The organism is Citrobacter sp. Cpo103, from assembly GCF_030332605.1.
GTDB lineage: Bacteria > Pseudomonadota > Gammaproteobacteria > Enterobacterales > Enterobacteriaceae > Citrobacter > Citrobacter portucalensis.
On record NZ_JAOWHO010000023.1, the window covers coordinates 1 to 17,944 of the forward strand.

Annotated in this window: 14 protein-coding genes; 9 read left to right on the forward strand and 5 right to left on the reverse strand. The window is 51.0% G+C overall.

Annotated features, from left to right (window positions below):
- Positions 1 to 72 precede the first annotated feature (72 nt).
- Positions 73 to 1,193, forward strand: a protein-coding gene (locus OGX89_RS05590) for an IS3-like element ISSen4 family transposase (protein WP_136754148.1) whose coding sequence is annotated in 2 segments (ribosomal slippage) — positions 73 to 331 and positions 331 to 1,193 — 1,122 coding nt in all. Because the reading frame shifts where the segments join, the coding sequence is not laid out codon by codon here.
- A gap of 495 nt (positions 1,194 to 1,688) precedes the next feature.
- On the opposite strand, the gene silE is transcribed toward OGX89_RS05590, so the two are convergent.
- The 3 genes from silE to silR all read right to left on the reverse strand — a co-directional run bounded on the left by silE (position 1,689) and on the right by silR (position 4,519).
- Positions 1,689 to 2,120, reverse strand: a complete 432-nt coding sequence (silE, locus tag OGX89_RS05595; protein ID WP_000790483.1) for a silver-binding protein SilE — start codon at positions 2,118 to 2,120, stop codon at positions 1,689 to 1,691.
- A gap of 250 nt (positions 2,121 to 2,370) precedes the next feature.
- A complete protein-coding gene (gene silS / locus OGX89_RS05600; RefSeq protein WP_032433718.1) occupies positions 2,371 to 3,846 on the reverse strand; it encodes a copper/silver sensor histidine kinase SilS in 1,476 nt (491 codons plus the stop codon).
- A complete protein-coding gene (gene silR / locus OGX89_RS05605; protein WP_038633715.1) occupies positions 3,839 to 4,519 on the reverse strand; it encodes a copper/silver response regulator transcription factor SilR in 681 nt (226 codons plus the stop codon). Before silR ends, silS begins: the two co-directional genes overlap by 8 nt.
- A gap of 189 nt (positions 4,520 to 4,708) precedes the next feature.
- On the opposite strand from silR, the gene silC reads away from it, so the two are divergent.
- From silC to OGX89_RS05640, 7 genes are all read left to right on the forward strand, one after another.
- On the forward strand, positions 4,709 to 6,094 hold the full coding sequence (silC, locus tag OGX89_RS05610) for a Cu(+)/Ag(+) efflux RND transporter outer membrane channel SilC (protein ID WP_126957227.1): 1,386 nt from the start codon (positions 4,709 to 4,711) through the stop codon (positions 6,092 to 6,094).
- Between the two features lie 28 nt (positions 6,095 to 6,122).
- Positions 6,123 to 6,476 carry a cation efflux system protein CusF gene (gene cusF / locus OGX89_RS05615; protein ID WP_008786772.1) on the forward strand — a complete coding sequence of 118 codons (354 nt, stop codon included), beginning with the start codon at positions 6,123 to 6,125 and terminating at the stop codon, positions 6,474 to 6,476.
- 113 nt (positions 6,477 to 6,589) lie between these two features.
- Complete coding sequence (gene silB / locus OGX89_RS05620) at positions 6,590 to 7,882, forward strand: Cu(+)/Ag(+) efflux RND transporter periplasmic adaptor subunit SilB (RefSeq protein ID WP_000157620.1); 1,293 nt, start codon at positions 6,590 to 6,592, stop codon at positions 7,880 to 7,882.
- 10 nt (positions 7,883 to 7,892) lie between these two features.
- Positions 7,893 to 11,039, forward strand: coding sequence for a Cu(+)/Ag(+) efflux RND transporter permease subunit SilA (gene silA / locus OGX89_RS05625; RefSeq protein ID WP_000574029.1), 3,147 nt, complete (start codon positions 7,893 to 7,895; stop codon positions 11,037 to 11,039).
- Between the two features lie 86 nt (positions 11,040 to 11,125).
- Positions 11,126 to 11,566, forward strand: coding sequence for a DUF411 domain-containing protein (locus OGX89_RS05630; protein WP_126957225.1), 441 nt, complete (start codon positions 11,126 to 11,128; stop codon positions 11,564 to 11,566).
- Positions 11,567 to 11,692: 126 nt separating this feature from the next.
- A complete protein-coding gene (silP, locus tag OGX89_RS05635; RefSeq protein ID WP_049042645.1) occupies positions 11,693 to 14,140 on the forward strand; it encodes an Ag(+)-translocating P-type ATPase SilP in 2,448 nt (815 codons plus the stop codon).
- A 40-nt stretch (positions 14,141 to 14,180) separates the two neighbouring features.
- Positions 14,181 to 14,378 (forward strand): DUF2933 domain-containing protein, encoded by a 198-nt coding sequence (locus OGX89_RS05640; RefSeq protein ID WP_004388331.1) that lies wholly within the window; start codon positions 14,181 to 14,183, stop codon positions 14,376 to 14,378.
- 33 nt (positions 14,379 to 14,411) lie between these two features.
- Here OGX89_RS05640 and OGX89_RS05645 read toward each other — a convergent pair whose 3' ends face one another.
- Both OGX89_RS05645 and OGX89_RS05650 read right to left on the reverse strand, forming a co-directional pair.
- Positions 14,412 to 15,149 (reverse strand): peptidoglycan DD-metalloendopeptidase family protein, encoded by a 738-nt coding sequence (locus OGX89_RS05645; protein ID WP_004388332.1) that lies wholly within the window; start codon positions 15,147 to 15,149, stop codon positions 14,412 to 14,414.
- Positions 15,150 to 15,437: 288 nt separating this feature from the next.
- Complete coding sequence (locus OGX89_RS05650) at positions 15,438 to 15,887, reverse strand: PcoE/SilE family metal-binding protein (protein WP_126957221.1); 450 nt, start codon at positions 15,885 to 15,887, stop codon at positions 15,438 to 15,440.
- 234 nt (positions 15,888 to 16,121) lie between these two features.
- On the opposite strand from OGX89_RS05650, the gene pcoA reads away from it, so the two are divergent.
- Entirely contained in the window at positions 16,122 to 17,939 is a 1,818-nt protein-coding gene (gene pcoA, locus OGX89_RS05655) for a multicopper oxidase PcoA (protein ID WP_000925242.1), read from the forward strand.
- Positions 17,940 to 17,944: the final 5 nt, after the last annotated feature.

Genomic DNA, 17,944 nt, shown 5'->3' on the forward strand with positions numbered 1-17,944 from the left:
TTGACCTGCTCCCCGTTGATTAGTACACCCCGATGTTAGTAATGTCTTCATAAGCCACATGAGGACATCCCCATGAAGAAGCGTTTTTCCGACGAACAGATCATCAGTATTCTCCGCGAAGCCGAAGCTGGGGTACCCGCCCGTGAACTCTGCCGCAAGCATGCCATTTCCGATGCCACGTTTTACACCTGGCGTAAGAAGTATGGCGGTATGGAGGTGCCTGAAGTTAAGCGCCTGAAGTCGCTTGAGGAAGAGAACACCAGACTCAAGAAGCTGCTTGCCGAAGCCATGCTGGATAAAGAGGCGCTTCAGGTGGCTCTTGGGCGAAAGTACTGACGACAGACCAGAAGCGGGAAACCGTGATGTTGATGTGTGATGCGACCGGTCTGTCGCAACGTCGTGCCTGCAGGCTTACAGGTTTATCCCTGTCGACCTGCCGCTATGAGGCTCACCGTCCGGCTGCTGATGCGCATTTATCAGGGCGCATCATTGAGCTGGCACTGGAGCGCAGGCGTTTTGGCTACCGTCGTATTTGGCAGTTGCTGCGCCGTGAAGGGCTTCATGTTAATCATAAGCGCGTGTACCGGCTTTATCACCTCAGTGGCCTGGGCGTAAAACGCAGAAGACGTCGTAAAGGGCTGGCAACAGAACGTCTGCCGCTGCTCCGTCCGGCGGCGCCCAATCTGACCTGGTCGATGGATTTCGTCATGGACGCACTTTCCACCGGTCGCAGGATCAAGTGTCTTACCTGCGTCGATGATTTCACAAAGGAATGCCTGACGGTCACTGTTGCCTTTGGGATTTCAGGCGTTCAGGTCACGCGTATTCTGGACAGCATTGCACTGTTTCGAGGCTATCCGGCGACGATAAGAACTGACCAGGGGCCGGAGTTCACTTGCCGTGCACTGGATCAATGGGCCTTTGAGCATGGTGTTGAGTTGCGCTTAATCCAGCCGGGCAAGCCAACGCAGAACGGATTTATTGAGAGCTTTAACGGACGATTTCGCGATGAATGTTTGAATGAGCACTGGTTCAGCGATATCGTTCATGCCAGGAAAATTATTAATGACTGGCGGCAGGATTATAACGAATGCCGCCCGCACTCCACGCTGAATTATCAGACACCGTCTGAATTTGCAGCGGGCTGGAGAAAGGGTCATTCTGAGAATGAAGATTCCGACGTTACTAACTGAGTGTTGTATCTAATCGTGGGGGCAGGTCAATCACAGAAGGAAAGCAGACAGAGCTGCGCGGCAAAGCAACAAAGGGAGGATATACTGTATGGAAAATGAAATCTGGGCATCCTACCCCAATTTATGTGGCGGATTTAGACAAAGCTGTTAGGGAATGTCTAAAATAGCGAAGCCATAGCATAGAATTTTTAATGGCATTATGATCAGGACATAAAGGACTTCATGCAGGGAAAAAATATCCCAAAAGAAACTGGTCATGTCAGCACACCAAAGGATCCTCGCCGGATCCTTTGGTTTTTCTCAGCCACAATCGCTTAACGTGAGTTTTCGTTCCACTGAGCGTCAGACCCCTATAATAATTCCTTTCAGACAGGTACCGGTTAAGTGTAGCTGAGTCAGACAAAAAAGCCCCCTGACGGGGGGCAAAAATGTAGCAACGTTGTTTCAGGAAAATCTATCAGGGAAAAGGTAACAGCACGGATACTACCGTCGCATTCAGCCTGCATTGATCATGCGGCGGTGCGCTTCGGCCATGGCCTGATGTGGGCCGGATTGCCCGTTATTCATGAATTCATGGGCAACCGCTGCTCTTTCATGCTCATTCATCGCCGCGTAAGACGTTGACGGGACGGTCGTGGATACCGTGTTATTTCCCATCATCTTCTGATGACTTTCCACCATTTTCTGGTGCGCATCCGCCGAACCGTTCGTCATGGTTTCATGAGCAATAATGGCCTGTTCATGCTGGTCCATACCGGTCATACGAGGAGCAGTCCCCTGGATCCCGACAGGAGCCGCAGCAGACTGCATCTGGTGAGCAGGAGCCTGTGCATTGTTGACGCGATCATGGATATTCACGGTTTCAGTGGCCCAGGCCGATGAAATTAAACCAAAGCCCAGCAAAGATGCTAATACGATATTTTTCATGATAACTCTCCATTTCTGAATTAGTGATGTCCGGGGAAGTACAACCGGTGTTTTCAGTTCCATAACTGAAACAAGTTCGGCAGCGTTTATTTCTCCGGAAGAGGGCTGGATATTCATTTCCTGGCGTACTCTGACGCCGGGTATTGATGAAGCAATCCAGCCTTCCTGATAAGTTGCACTAATTATATCGAATGGCTTCTGTTTGCTGCATGACAGGCTAATGACATCTTTGTCATTTACATCTTTATTTTCAGCATTGGGTTTCCGGGATCATTTTCTCCAGTCTGGGCACGGATAAGATAAAACGCGTGGAGCGTACGTCTGATTCCACCTGCACTCTTCCGTGATGTGCTTCCACGATTGACTTCACAATCGCAAGGCCGATGCCGCTGCCTTCTCCTTTTCGTTGTCTGGATGGATCCACCCGATAAAAACGGTCAAACAGCCTTGATAAATGTTCTTCAGGGATCGGTTTCCCTGGATTTTCAATCACAAGGTCAAAAAAGCTCTCCTGCTTTCTTATTGAGACTGTGATGGCCTGTCCCTCCGGGGTATAACGCAGGGCATTGGATAACAGATTATTGATCGCTCTTCTGAACATTTGTGGATCTCCCTCAACCAGGCAGGGCATCCCGTTAAATTTGAGCGTGATATTGCGTTCTTCGGCCCAGGCTTCGAAAAACTCGAAGACTTTCATGACTTCTGCTCTGAGGTCAAAACGGACCCTGTCAGGTATAAGCTGGTTATTGTCCGCCTGTGCCAGAAACAGCATGTCGCTGACCATTTTGGTCATCCGGTTATACTCTTCAAGACTGGAGTAGAGGACATCCTCAAGTTCCTTCTGGGTTCGATCCTGACTCAGTGCGATTTCAGTCTGCGTCACCAGATTGGTGATGGGCGTTCTGATCTCATGCGCGATATCGGCAGAGAAATTGGCCTGGCGGGTAAAGACGTCCTCAATCTTTCCAATCATATGATTGAACGAGATAACCAGTTGCTCCAGCTCAATGGGAACGCGTGTCGGTTCCAGCCGCGCATCAAGATTCTCGGAGGTGATGTTTTTAATGGCATTGCTGACATTACGAAGGGGCAGGTGCCCCTGACGGACAGCGATGCGAATGATCAGAACAATCAGCAGGCTTATCACGACGGCGATCGCAATCAGATTTTTTTTCAGCGCATCGAGGTAATGGAGATGGAAATTAATGGAGAGGCCAGTCAGCATGACATAATTCTGCTGTTTGCCCTGAAATATCGCCTGGCCAGAGGAGGCGATAATCCGGTATGTTTCCATCTTCATTTCAGACCCGGTATCCATCGGTCTCGCAGGATCCTCCACCGTCCAGAGAAAGACATCCCGTGCGCGGCTGTGCTCGCTAAAATCTGCGGAATTCACGGCCGGGTGTAGTGCCGCCCCCTGCGCTGAACTAAAGAGCACTTCCCCCCTGGGATTGAGGAGCAAAAGGGCAACGTTGCGGTAGCTGGCAATCGACTCCTTTATTTTGCTTACTTTTTTTTCATCCGGATCCACCGGGGACTGCAGTATACGGTTCAGGGTAGTGCTGATTTGTTGAAGATCGCTGACATCCTGCTCGGCAAAATGATTTTCAACAGAATGCAGCATAAACCAGGTGAAGGCGATAAAAGCCAGTATCGTGGACAGGCTGATAAAAAAGGTCAGCCGCAGGGCGAGTGAGAAAGGGCGCCTGGAAGGTTTGCTATGCATCCGGGGCCTCCAGCATATAGCCCACGCCCCGGACAGTCTGGATCAGCTTTGTCCCGTAATCGTTGTCTATTTTAGCGCGGAGTCGCTTTACGGCGACATCAATCGCGTTAGTGTCGCTGTCAAAATTCATGTCCCAGACCTGAGAGGCAATCAGGGAACGGGGAAGAACCTCGCCCTGATGGCGAATGAAAAATTCCAGCAGGCTGAACTCTTTACTGGTGAGCACAATGCGGTTTCCGGCGCGACTGACTTTTCTGGATACGAGATCCATCGAGAGATCAGCCACCCTAAACTGGCTTTCCGTGATCATCGCGTTTCCCCGCCTCAGAAGGGTTCTCACCCGGGCCAGCAGTTCGGCAAACGCAAAGGGTTTAACCAGATAATCGTCCGCACCCAGTTCCAGTCCTTTGACCCTGTGTTCGATCGTGCCGAGGGCCGTCAGTAGTAAGACCGGCATACCCTTTCCGGCAGTGCGCAGCATGCGGATGATATCCCAGCCGTTCACATCAGGCAGCATGATGTCCAGAATGACTAAATCATACTCGGCTGTCATGGCGAGATGATATCCGGTAAGACCATTATCAGCGTGATCCACTACGAACCCTGCCTCTGTAAGCCCTTTGCTGAGATATTCACCTGTTTTAATTTCGTCTTCGACGATCAATATTTTCATCTTGCTCCCCGTCTGGCTGCTAATGTCATTCTATTGCGCACACGATCGTAATCAACGAATTACCGTAAAAATGACAACATTGTCATTATTCTGTCACCCGACAAACAGAGTGCATTCTGTAAAGTAACCCTGGTAATACTCTGAACTTCATTTGAACCATTTACCAGGTCTGCCTGGACGAGAAGCAATATGTTCAAATTAAAACTACTCAGCATCAGCACAATCTTCATTCTGGCTGGTTGTGTCTCTCTGGCGCCTGAATATCAGCGTCCGGCAGCACCGGTACCCCAGCAGTTTTCACTGTCCCGTAACAGCCTGACGCCAGCGGTGAATGGCTATCAGGATACGGGCTGGCGTAACTTTTTTGTCGATCCCCAGGTCACCCGGCTGATTACTGAAGCCCTGACTAATAACCGTGATTTGAGAATGGCTGCACTGAAGGTTGAAGAGGCCCGGGCCCAGTTCAACGTCACGGATGCAGATCGTTATCCCCAGCTGAATGCCTCATCCGGGATCACATACAGCGGTGGTCTGAAAGGTGACAAGCCGACCACACAGGAGTACGGCGCAGGTCTGGAGTTCAGTTATGAGCTCGATTTTTTCGGCAAACTTAAGAACATGAGTGATGCTGATCGCCAGAACTACTTTGCCAGCGAAGAAGCCCGTCGGGCCGTACACATCCTGCTGGTATCCAACGTTTCACAAAGCTATTTCAGCCAGCAACTGGCGTACGAACAACTTCGTATTGCGCGGGAAACGCTGAAAAATTATCAACAGTCCTATGCTTTCGTTGAGCAGCAGCTCGTGACCGGGAGTACGAACGTTCTGGCACTTGAACAGGCGCGAGGACAAATCGAAAGTACCCGCGCCGAAATAGCCAAACGAGAAGGCGATCTGGCTCAGGCAAACAATGCCCTGCAACTGGTGCTGGGAACGTACCGCGCACTTCCGTCAGAAAAAGGGATGAAAGGCGGGGAGATAGCCCCAGTAAAATTGCCACCAAATCTGTCTTCACAAATTTTGCTGCAGCGACCGGATATTATGGAAGCGGAATATCAGCTGAAAGCGGCTGATGCCAATATTGGCGCAGCGCGAGCGGCCTTTTTCCCCTCAATTACCCTGACCAGTGGTCTTTCCGCAAGCAGTACGGAGCTGTCCAGCCTGTTTACGTCAGGAAGTGGAATGTGGAATTTTATCCCTAAAATTGAAATTCCTATATTTAATGCTGGCAGGAATAAAGCCAATCTGAAGCTGGCTGAAATTCGCCAGCAACAGTCGGTGGTTAATTACGAACAAAAAATTCAGTCAGCCTTTAAGGATGTTTCCGACACGCTTGCGCTGCGCGACAGCCTTAGCCAGCAACTTGAGTCACAGCAGCGTTATCTTGATTCACTTCAGATAACTCTCCAGCGTGCCAGAGGATTATATTCCAGTGGTGCTGTCAGTTACATTGAAGTGCTGGATGCAGAGCGTTCTCTCTTCGCTACGCAGCAAACCATTCTCGATCTTACCTATTCCCGGCAGGTTAACGAAATTAATCTGTTTACCGCACTGGGTGGCGGTTGGGTAGAGTAAATTTATTTCATTAATCAGGAAATTTAAAATGCGTAATTCACTTAAAGCCGTTTTATTTGGTGCCTTCTCTGTCATGTTTTCTGCCGGTCTTCATGCTGAAACACATCAGCATGGCGATATGAATACTGCCAGTGATGCTTCGGTACAGCAGGTTATCAAGGGCACCGGTGTCGTTAAAGAAATTGATATAAATAGTAAAAAGATCACCATTTCGCACGAAGCAATCCCTGCGGTGGGCTGGCCTGCAATGACCATGCGCTTCACTTTTGTTAATGCAGACGACGCTATCAATGCCCTGAAAACCGGCAACCATGTCGATTTCTCGTTTATTCAGCAGGGTAATATTTCTTTACTTAAAAGCATTAACGTGACGCAGTCCTGATTGGCTGTCCGGAGCGATTACATCCTGTGCGCCTGTACATTCACATAGGTATATGTGTGAGTTAACCGTCAGGCGCATATGCCAGGTGTTTTGATTTTTTAGCGGAAAATTGTATGGCTTCTTTAAAGATAAAATATGCTGCAATAATTATCAGCAGCCTCATAGCAGGGGGGCTGATATCGGTTACTGCCTGGCAGTATGTAAACTCAGCACAAAAGACAGAAAAAACAGAACAAAAGGCACCGGAACGAAAGGTGCTTTTCTGGTATGACCCAATGAAACCGGATACCAAATTTGATAAACCCGGAAAATCGCCCTTTATGGATATGGACCTGGTGCCAAAATATGCTGATGACAGTGGCGATAAAAGCAGTGGCGGGATCCGTATCGACCCAACCCAGGTTCAGAATCTGGGATTAAAAACGCAAAAAGTCACGCGAGGAATGCTGAATTATTCTCAGACAATCCCGGCTAATGTCAGCTATAACGAGTATCAGTTTGTTATTGTGCAGGCGCGTTCTGACGGGTTTGTCGAAAAAGTCTACCCCATGACGATTGGCGATCATGTGAAGAAGGGGACGCCACTTATCGATATTACCATTCCGGACTGGGTGGAAGCACAGAGTGAATTCCTTCTGTTATCCAGCACCGGTGGTACTTCCACGCAAATTAAAGGCGTTCTGGAACGGCTTCGCCTGGCAGGTATGCCGGAAGAGGATATTCAGAGACTGCGTTCTACCCGGAGCATTCAGACCCGTTTTACCATTAAAGCACCTATTGATGGTGTCATTACTGCATTTGACCTGCGCACCGGCATGAATATTTCGAAAGATAAGGTGGTGGCTCAGATTCAGGGGATGGACCCGGTCTGGATCAGCGCTGCAGTGCCAGAATCTATCGCCTATCTGCTGAAAGATACGTCGCAGTTTGAAATTTCGGTACCGGCTTATCCGGATAAAACATTCCATGTCGAAAAATGGAACATTCTTCCCAGCGTGGATCAGACAACCCGTACGCTTCAGGTCCGTCTCCAAGTTTCTAATAAGGATGAGTTTCTCAAACCGGGCATGAATGCCTATCTCAAACTGAATACCAGAAGCCAGGAGATGCTGCTAATACCAAGCCAGGCCGTTATCGATACCGGCAAAGAACAGCGCGTGATTACTGTTGATGATGAAGGCAAGTTTGTGCCGAAACAGATCCACGTTCTGCATGAGTCACAGCAACAGTCCGGCATCGGCTCCGGCCTGAATGAAGGCGATACCGTGGTGGTCAGTGGCCTGTTCCTCATTGACTCTGAAGCCAATATTACGGGCGCACTGGAACGTATGCGCCACCCTGAAAAAACAGAAAGCAGTATGCCAGCAATGTCTGACCAGCCTGTAAATATGCATTCAGGGCACTGAGGAGACGACGATGATTGAATGGATTATCCGGCGCTCTGTCGCCAACCGTTTCCTGGTCATGATGGGGGCCCTGTTTCTCAGCATCTGGGGCACATGGACGATTATTAACACGCCTGTCGATGCCTTGCCTGACCTGTCAGATGTGCAGGTCATTATCAAAACCAGCTATCCCGGCCAGGCCCCGCAGATTGTAGAAAACCAGGTCACCTATCCACTTACCACCACCATGCTGTCCGTGCCTGGCGCAAAAACCGTGCGTGGTTTTTCACAGTTCGGTGATTCGTATGTGTATGTCATTTTTGAAGACGGCACCGATCTGTACTGGGCCCGTTCCCGCGTGCTGGAGTACCTGAACCAGGTACAGGGAAAACTGCCCGCCGGTGTGAGTTCTGAAATCGGTCCGGACGCCACGGGGGTGGGCTGGATATTTGAATATGCCCTTGTCGATCGCAGCGGAAAACACGACCTTTCAGAACTGCGTTCTCTGCAGGACTGGTTCCTGAAATTTGAGCTGAAAACCATCCCGAACGTGGCTGAGGTCGCTTCGGTTGGCGGCGTGGTGAAACAGTACCAGATTCAGGTCAATCCGGTAAAACTGTCTCAGTATGGTATCAGCCTGCCCGAAGTGAAACAGGCCCTTGAATCGTCTAACCAGGAGGCCGGTGGCTCATCCGTTGAAATGGCCGAAGCTGAGTATATGGTCCGTGCCAGCGGTTATCTTCAGAGCATTGATGATTTTAATAACATCGTCCTGAAAACAGGCGAGAACGGCGTGCCGGTTTATCTGCGGGATGTTGCCCGCGTGCAGACCGGGCCTGAAATGCGGCGTGGTATTGCCGAGCTGAACGGCCAGGGCGAAGTCGCTGGCGGCGTGGTGATCCTGCGGTCGGGTAAAAATGCACGCGACGTTATCACGGCAGTGAGGGATAAACTTGAGACGCTGAAGGCCAGCCTGCCGGAAGGCGTTGAAATCGTGACCACCTACGATCGCAGCCAGCTCATCGACCGGGCGATTGATAACCTCAGTTCCAAACTTCTGGAAGAGTTTATCGTGGTGGCCATCGTCTGTGCCCTGTTCCTGTGGCACGTACGTTCTGCCCTGGTGGCGATTATCTCTCTGCCGCTTGGTCTGTGTATCGCCTTTATCGTCATGCACTTCCAGGGACTGAACGCCAATATCATGTCGCTGGGAGGGATAGCGATTGCCGTCGGTGCGATGGTGGATGCCGCCATTGTGATGATTGAGAATGCGCATAAGCGGCTTGAGGAGTGGGATCATCAGCATCCGGGTGAGCAGATTGACAACGCCACCCGCTGGAAGGTGATTACCGATGCCTCCGTTGAAGTGGGACCCGCACTGTTTATCAGCCTGCTGATCATCACCCTGTCCTTTATTCCTATCTTTACCCTGGAAGGTCAGGAAGGACGTCTGTTTGGCCCGCTGGCATTCACGAAAACGTACTCCATGGCGGGCGCGGCCGCGCTGGCCATCATCGTCATTCCGATTCTGATGGGATTCTGGATCCGGGGGAAAATTCCTGCAGAGACCAGTAACCCCCTGAACCGGGTACTGATCAAAGCGTATCATCCATTGCTGTTGCGGGTTCTCCACTGGCCAAAAACAACCCTGCTGGTTGCGGCCTTGTCCATTTTCACCGTTATCTGGCCGCTGAGCCAGGTGGGCGGTGAGTTTCTGCCGAAGATTAACGAGGGCGACCTGTTGTATATGCCGTCGACCCTGCCGGGTGTCTCTCCGGCTGAAGCTGCAGCGCTCCTGCAGACGACGGACAAGTTAATCAAAAGCGTTCCTGAAGTGGCCTCTGTATTTGGCAAGACCGGTAAAGCAGAGACCGCCACGGATTCCGCACCGCTCGAAATGGTTGAAACCACGATCCAGCTCAAACCAGAGGATCAGTGGCGTCCAGGCATGACGATTGACAAGATTATTGAAGAACTCGACAGGACCGTCCGTTTACCGGGGCTGGCAAACCTCTGGGTGCCGCCAATCCGTAACCGTATTGATATGCTCTCAACCGGGATCAAAAGCCCGATAGGTATCAAGGTGTCCGGAACGGTTCTGTCCGATATCGATGCAACGGCGCAGAGTATCGAAGCGGTCGCCAAAACCGTACCCGGCGTAGTGTCTGCTCTCGCAGAGCGACTGGAAGGCGGGCGCTACATTGATGTGGATATCAACCGGGAAAAAGCCTCCCGCTACGGAATGACGGTGGGCGATGTGCAGCTGTTCATCTCATCAGCCATCGGCGGCGCGACGGTAGGGGAAACGGTTGAAGGCGTGGCCCGGTACCCGATTAATATCCGCTATCCGCAGGATTACCGGAACAGCCCGCAGGCCCTGAAACAGATGCCGATCCTGACCCCGATGAAGCAGCAGATCACGCTGGGCGATGTTGCGGATATTAAGGTCGTTTCCGGGCCGACTATGCTGAAAACGGAAAATGCCCGTCCAGCCAGCTGGATTTACATTGACGCGCGCGGCAGGGATATGGTGTCGGTGGTTAATGACATTAAAACGGCGATCAGTCAGAAAGTGAAACTGAGACCGGGTACCAGCGTGTCATTCTCCGGACAGTTTGAACTGCTTGAGCATGCCAACAAGAAACTGAAGCTGATGGTGCCGATGACGGTGATGATCATCTTCATCCTGTTGTATCTGGCATTCCGCCGGGTTGATGAAGCCCTGCTGATCCTGATGAGCCTGCCGTTCGCCCTGGTTGGCGGGATATGGTTCCTGTACTGGCAGGGCTTCCATATGTCTGTCGCAACCGGAACGGGGTTTATCGCTCTGGCCGGGGTGGCAGCAGAGTTTGGCGTGGTCATGCTGATGTATCTGCGTCATGCCATTGAAGCGCACCCGGAATTGTCCCGTAAAGAGACGTTCACACCGGAAGGTCTTGATGAAGCCCTCTATCATGGTGCCGTGCTGCGTGTCCGGCCGAAAGCCATGACCGTGGCGGTGATCATTGCGGGTCTGCTGCCAATACTCTGGGGAACCGGTGCAGGTTCAGAAGTCATGAGCCGTATCGCGGCACCCATGATTGGTGGGATGATCACGGCTCCGCTGCTGTCCCTGTTCATAATTCCTGCCGCCTACAAATTAATCTGGCTGCGCAGACATAAAAAAAGCGTGTCATAACCCTGTAAGGGCATCCTCTGTGGGTGCCCTTCTGTACTGATTCATCCTGACGTCAGGGGTTATATCGATAATATACAGAGGTGAGTATGAAAAAAGTGGTCCTGGTGGCCCTGGCTCTCGGCCTTTCACTGCCCGCAATGGCGAGTGAAAAAGTGATTGATATGTACAAATCTGAAAACTGTGGCTGTTGTTCCCTGTGGGGCAAGGCGATGGAAAAAGACGGGTTTGAAGTACGAACTCACGTCATGAATGATCAGGCGCTGTCAGCCCTGAAAGAAAAGCATGCTATTCCTGCAGGACTACGAAGTTGTCATACCGCGGTTGCCGGTAATTTGATCATTGAAGGCCATGTGCCTGCGACAACGATACATAAGGCAATGCAGTCTGGTTCGGGTATATACGGTCTCGCCACCCCCGGTATGCCAGCAGGAAGTCCTGGAATGGAGATGGGAGCCCGAAAAGAGGCTTACGATGTTATCGCATTCTCACCGGATGAAAGTAAAAAAGTCTTCCAGCGAATCGAATAGTCAGCGGAACGGCTGATAACGGGACGCCGGTAGCAGGCACTCCTGTGCCGGCGATATTCGTGGTAATCGCATCCATGACATACCCTGAAGACAGAAGATGCTTCGGTATGCATAAGGAGAGTTACTGTGAAAAATGACAATGCAGTGCAACACAACAACCAGACTGCTTCTGAGCAGACATTATCCCCGGACGAGGGCCACGTATTGCATAAGGTGAGAGATCCCGTGTGCGGGATGGCCATCCTGCCCGACAGGGCGCACAGCAGCATTCGATACCAGGACCATCAACTTTATTTCTGCTCCGCCAGCTGTGAGAGTAAATTTAAAGCCCATCCCGATCGTTATCTTACCGAAGATGCCAGTGAACATTCCCATCACCATCACCACGATCATCACGAAGTCAGCCCTGATCAGATAAAACAGCCTCACCACCAGGCGGAGAAAGAGAATTCTGAAGGTGTGTGGACATGTCCGATGCACCCGGAGATACGCCGCAGTGGTCCCGGAAGCTGTCCTGTCTGTGGAATGGCACTGGAGCCGCTCGTAGCTACGGCATCCACGGGGCCAAGTGATGAACTTCGCGACATGACAAGACGCTTCTGGCTGGGGTTGTTGCTGGCGTTTCCGGTTCTGGTACTCGAAATGGGATCTCATCTGTTTCCCGCCTTGAGGAATACAGTACCGCCACAGTACAACACATGGCTGCAGCTGCTTCTGGCCTCTCCTGTCGTGTTGTGGTGTGGCTGGCCATTCTTCGCCCGGGCCGGAATGTCGTTACGTAACCGCTCCCTGAATATGTTTACCCTTGTTGCAATGGGCACCGGCGTAGCCTGGGTGTACAGCGTCATTGCAACCGTCTTCCCCTCCTGGTTTCCTGCATCGTTCAGAAACATGGATGGCCTGGTGGCCGTTTATTTTGAAGCCGCAGCAGTTATTACGGTGCTTGTTCTGCTGGGACAGGTTCTTGAGCTGCGGGCACGGGAACAAACCTCAGGTGCCATTACTGCACTACTGAATCTTGCCCCCAAAACCGCCAGGCGGCTGGATCATGACGGTCATGAAACGGATATTAATGCGGAAGATGTTCTGCCTGGCGATAAGCTCCGCATCAGACCAGGAGAGAGTATTCCGGTCGACGGTATTGTGATCGAAGGCAAAACAACCGTTGATGAATCGATGGTGACCGGGGAATCTATGCCGGTTACCAAAACGGAGGGTGACCCTGTCATCGGGGGGACCATTAATCAGACAGGGAGTCTCATCATCCGTGCAGAGAAAGTCGGTGATGAAACAATGCTCTCACGAATTGTTCAGATGGTCGCTGATGCACAGCGTTCGCGTGCCCCCATCCAGAGAATGGCTGACAGCGTTTCAGGCTGGTTTGTTCCTCTGGTGATACTTATCGCGGTTGTTGCTTTCGTGATCTGGTCTGTCTGGGGGCCCGAGCCCAGGATGGCGCACGGTCTCATTGCGGCTGTGTCGGTCCTGATTATTGCCTGTCCCTGCGCGCTGGGGCTGGCCACGCCGATGTCGATAATGGTGGGGGTGGGCAAAGGAGCCCAGGCCGGGGTGTTAATCAGGAATGCCGAAGCCCTTGAGCGTCTTGAAAAAGTGGACACGCTGGTTGTCGACAAAACAGGCACGCTCACGGAAGGTTCGCCTACGGTGACAGGGATTATCAGTCTCAATCCGGGTGGGGAAACATCTCTTTTGCGTGTAACAGCCGCAGTGGAAAAAGGCTCGCAGCATCCGCTGGGTATGGCAGTAGTTAAAGCAGCACAGGAAAAGGGGATCGCAATACCCGCAGTCACTCATTTCGATGCACCGTCGGGTAAAGGTGTCTCAGGCGATGTCGAAGGTCAACGGGTTGTTATTGGTAATGAACTGGCTATGCAGGAAAACAGTATCGTTATTGATAATCAAAAGGCCGTTGCGGATACGTTGCGGATGGAAGGCGCTACCGTTATCTATGTGGCCACAGACGGGGACCTTGCAGGCCTGATAGCTATCTCGGATCCCGTGAAAACAACCACGCCGGATGCGCTTAAAGCTTTGCGTCAGGCGGGGATCCGCATTGTTATGCTCACCGGGGATAACCAGCTTACTGCTGAAGCAGTCGCACGGAAACTGGGAATAGATGAGGTTGAAGCCGGAATTCTGCCGGATGGCAAAAAAGCAGTGATAACCCGACTGAAAGCGTCTGGCCATGTGGTTGCGATGGCCGGAGACGGTGTGAATGATGCCCCGGCGCTGGCAGCGGCTGACGTGGGTATAGCCATGGGAACGGGTACAGATGTGGCAATTGAAAGTGCCGGAGTCACCCTTCTCAAAGGCGACTTGATGATACTGAACAGGGCCCGTCATCTGTCAGAAATCACCATGAAAAATATCCGACAGAATCTGTTTTTTGCATTTATCTACAACGCACTTGGCGTGCCTGTGGCTGCAGGTCTGCTTTATCCTGTGTATGGAATACTGCTGTCGCCAGTTATTGCGGCGGCGGCCATGGCTCTTTCCTCCGTCAGCGTCATTGTGAATGCGTTGCGTCTGAAAAGTGTCAGGCTCGGGAAATAACCCTGAGTGAAGGGTCAGTTACGAACAGAAGGAGTCCGGTATGAAAAGTACCACCTATGCGCTTATTGCTGTCGCCGCGATTGCGGCATTTGCTCTCCTGCGCGAACACTGGTCACATGTGGCAGGCTACTGGCCATATCTGTTACTGCTGCTTTGTCCGCTCATGCATCTTTTCCACGGTCACGGGGGGCATGGAGATCATCAACATCACGGAAGTGAAAACGATAAAAAAAATTAATCCGGCAGACGGGACCGCGTCGCGGTCCCGTTATCAGTCCAGGTATCGTTCGTAGTCTCTGGCATGCGCAAAGGCATGCTGTTCGAGTTTGTTATCAGCGGGTGCCGCCGTCCGGAACGCCAGTGAGTTAACAGGATTGTTATTGATGACCAGCTCGTAATGCAGATGAGGACCGGATGAACGTCCGCTGTTACCGGATAACGCAATAGCGTCTCCCCGGGTAACCCTGGCCCCTTTAGTAACGAGTATTTTATTGAGGTGGAGATAGCGAGTTTTAACACCGGCTTTTCCCGTTACTTCAACAAAATATCCCATGGTACTGTTGTATTCGGCCCGGGTGATTTTTCCGTCGATGACGCTGACTATTTTCGTGTTCATGGGCATGGAATAATCAATGCCATTATGGGGACTCACTTTTCCCGATACCGGGTTAAGTCTTGCAGGATTGAAAGGCGAACTGAGTCTTGCTGTGGCCGGTAACGGATAATCGAGACTGCCTTTCCCGGAAGTATCGGAAAGGTTATAGAACTTTTTATCTGATATACGATACGCCGTGTAATTAAATGAACCGGACGTAAATTTATAGGCCACGACACGTGATTTTCCCGCTTTCTTTTGCAGTACGAGTTTTAATGATTCATTTTTTTTCAAATGCCGCAGATTAAACCGGGAAGGCAAGGAGCGCTGAAGAGTAGCGATCTCGTTCGATTCCAGCCCCGAGCGGGTGGCTGAAAGGTAGGCATTTTCTTTTACGACATCGGTAGAATACATTTACTGGAATTCGCCGTTAGCATGAACACTGCGGCGTATGCTAGGGGTTTTCAGGAGGCGTGTCATCTGTCAGTTAATCGGGAGCACCGTTGATGGTCGTCATTTTTGTAACATATCTTGTTTCCCGTTTGCTCCTGAAGCTCTGGGAACTGTATGACCAGCCCGACGGTGATGATTAACGGGACTGAAACAGGTTACGGCAGAGCAATATGGGGCTCATGTCCTGCTACGTAACCCGTCAGTAAAGCCCTGCTGCGCACCTGACGCTAAGCACTAACCCGCCTGCAGTTACCTGGTCGAATACAGCCCGCGAAGCTTTCTTGCCTGCGTCTGATGTGCTTCCGCACCGGCATTATTGACCTGCTCATGCACGAGAGCGGCTTTTTCTCCGGCATTCAGTTCGTTAAAAAAAGAAGACGAGGTCTTTGAATTTGCATCACTGCCGGACAGCATTTTTTTATGTTCCTCAATCATTTTCTGATGCGCATAGGACGCGCTGTTGTTCATAAATGAATGAGCAACAATGGCCCTTTCATGTTCATTCATTTCAGAGAATGAGGGCGTGTTGTTTTTATTAACCCTGTCCGGTAAATTTTCATGCGTCGAGGAATTCACATGACTGACGGCTGAGGCATTATTAACAAATCGATGTGCTTCATGGGCAATATCACTGGACTGAGCAAAAGCTGCCCCACAAAATAAAGCTGTAAACGCAGTGGTCGTGATTAATATATTCATGTGTAATTACCTTCTGAGGTACATAAAAGATGTCCTTATGATCATATATAAAAATAATCAACCTGTGGGGAAGATGACGTAAATGTAATACAGCTATGTACATTACACGATTGTAATGAATTTGTTTCTTAAGGTGTGCTAGATTCATTTCATTGTAAGTGGATGAACCAGTAATTTAATTTAAATCGGTTCTCGAATTCTGTCAGTAACCATACTTTAAATAAGGGAATGCGCATGCTGTTGAAAACGTCTCGACGAACTTTCCTGAAGGGGTTAACCCTCTCTGGCGTAGCCGGAAGTCTTGGCGTATGGAGTTTCAATGCGCGTTCCAGTCTGAGCCTGCCAGTTGCCGCATCCCTGCAGGGTACTCAGTTTGACCTGACCATTGGTGAAACGGCCGTCAATATCACGGGCAGTGAGCGTCAGGCCAAAACAATCAATGGAGGCCTGCCGGGGCCCGTTCTTCGCTGGAAAGAAGGTGACACCATTACCCTGAAGGTCAAAAACCGTCTTAATGAACAGACGTCCATTCACTGGCACGGCATTATTCTTCCGGCCAATATGGATGGTGTTCCGGGGCTGAGTTTTATGGGCATAGAGCCTGATGATACCTACGTTTACACCTTTAAGGTTAAGCAGAACGGGACTTACTGGTACCACAGCCATTCCGGTCTGCAGGAACAGGAGGGGGTATACGGTGCCATTATCATCGATGCCAGGGAGCCAGAACCGTTTGCTTACGATCGTGAGCATGTGGTCATGTTGTCTGACTGGACCGATGAAAATCCTCACAGCCTGCTGAAAAAATTAAAAAAACAGTCGGATTACTACAATTTCAATAAACCAACCGTTGGCTCTTTTTTCCGCGACGTGAATACCAGGGGGCTGTCAGCCACCATTGCCGATCGGAAAATGTGGGCTGAAATGAAAATGAATCCGACTGACCTCGCGGATGTCAGTGGCTACACCTACACCTATCTCATGAACGGGCAGGCCCCGCTGAAAAACTGGACCGGACTGTTCCGTCCCGGTGAAAAGATACGCTTACGGTTTATCAACGGCTCGGCAATGACCTATTTCGATATCCGTATCCCCGGGCTGAAAATGACGGTCGTGGCTGCAGATGGCCAGTATGTAAACCCGGTTACCGTTGACGAATTCAGGATTGCCGTTGCCGAAACCTATGATGTCATTGTGGAGCCTCAGGGTGAGGCCTATACCATCTTCGCACAATCCATGGACAGGACCGGTTACGCTCGAGGGACACTGGCCACGAGAGAGGGGTTAAGTGCTGCCGTTCCCCCCCTCGATCCCCGTCCTCTGTTGACCATGGAAGATATGGGTATGGGGGGAATGGGACATGATATGGCAGGAATGGACCACAGCCAGATGGGAGGCATGGATAACAGCGGAGAGATGATGTCTATGGACGGTGCTGACCTTCCGGATAGCGGGACATCCTCCGCGCCCATGGATCACAGCAGCATGGCCGGTATGGATCATTCCCGGATGGCCGGAATGCCGGGTATGCAAAGTCATCCTGCGTCAGAAACGGATAACCCACTGGTTGATATGCAGGCGATGAGCGTCTCTCCGAAATTAAATGATCCGGGTATTGGTCTTCGAAATAACGGAAGAAAGGTTCTCACGTACGCGGATTTGAAAAGCCGCTTTGAGGATCCTGACGGACGTGAACCTGGCCGTACCATAGAACTGCATTTAACCGGCCACATGGAAAAGTTTGCCTGGTCATTTAACGGAATCAAGTTTTCAGATGCCGCACCGGTGCTGCTGAAATACGGTGAGCGGCTCAGGATCACGCTGATCAACGATACCATGATGACTCACCCCATTCACCTGCATGGTATGTGGAGCGATCTGGAAGATGAAAACGGTAATTTCATGGTTCGTAAACACACAATAGATGTTCCCCCTGGTACAAAACGCAGTTACAGAGTGACAGCAGATGCGCTTGGCCGCTGGGCGTATCACTGCCATTTGCTCTATCACATGGAAATGGGAATGTTTCGTGAAGTCCGGGTGGAGGAATGATGCGA

Coding starts and splice junctions, on each gene's coding strand:
- silR (WP_038633715.1), bottom strand. CDS start 4,519: ATGAAAATATTGATCGTCGAAGACGAAATTAAAACAGGTGAATATCTC.
- cusF (WP_008786772.1), top strand. CDS start 6,123: ATGCGTAATTCACTTAAAGCCGTTTTATTTGGTGCCTTCTCTGTCATG.
- OGX89_RS05630 (WP_126957225.1), top strand. CDS start 11,126: ATGAAAAAAGTGGTCCTGGTGGCCCTGGCTCTCGGCCTTTCACTGCCC.
- silB (WP_000157620.1), top strand. CDS start 6,590: ATGGCTTCTTTAAAGATAAAATATGCTGCAATAATTATCAGCAGCCTC.
- OGX89_RS05640 (WP_004388331.1), top strand. CDS start 14,181: ATGAAAAGTACCACCTATGCGCTTATTGCTGTCGCCGCGATTGCGGCA.
- silC (WP_126957227.1), top strand. CDS start 4,709: ATGTTCAAATTAAAACTACTCAGCATCAGCACAATCTTCATTCTGGCT.
- silA (WP_000574029.1), top strand. CDS start 7,893: ATGATTGAATGGATTATCCGGCGCTCTGTCGCCAACCGTTTCCTGGTC.
- OGX89_RS05645 (WP_004388332.1), bottom strand. CDS start 15,149: ATGTATTCTACCGATGTCGTAAAAGAAAATGCCTACCTTTCAGCCACC.
- silS (WP_032433718.1), bottom strand. CDS start 3,846: ATGCATAGCAAACCTTCCAGGCGCCCTTTCTCACTCGCCCTGCGGCTG.
- silE (WP_000790483.1), bottom strand. CDS start 2,120: ATGAAAAATATCGTATTAGCATCTTTGCTGGGCTTTGGTTTAATTTCA.
- pcoA (WP_000925242.1), top strand. CDS start 16,122: ATGCTGTTGAAAACGTCTCGACGAACTTTCCTGAAGGGGTTAACCCTC.
- OGX89_RS05650 (WP_126957221.1), bottom strand. CDS start 15,887: ATGAATATATTAATCACGACCACTGCGTTTACAGCTTTATTTTGTGGG.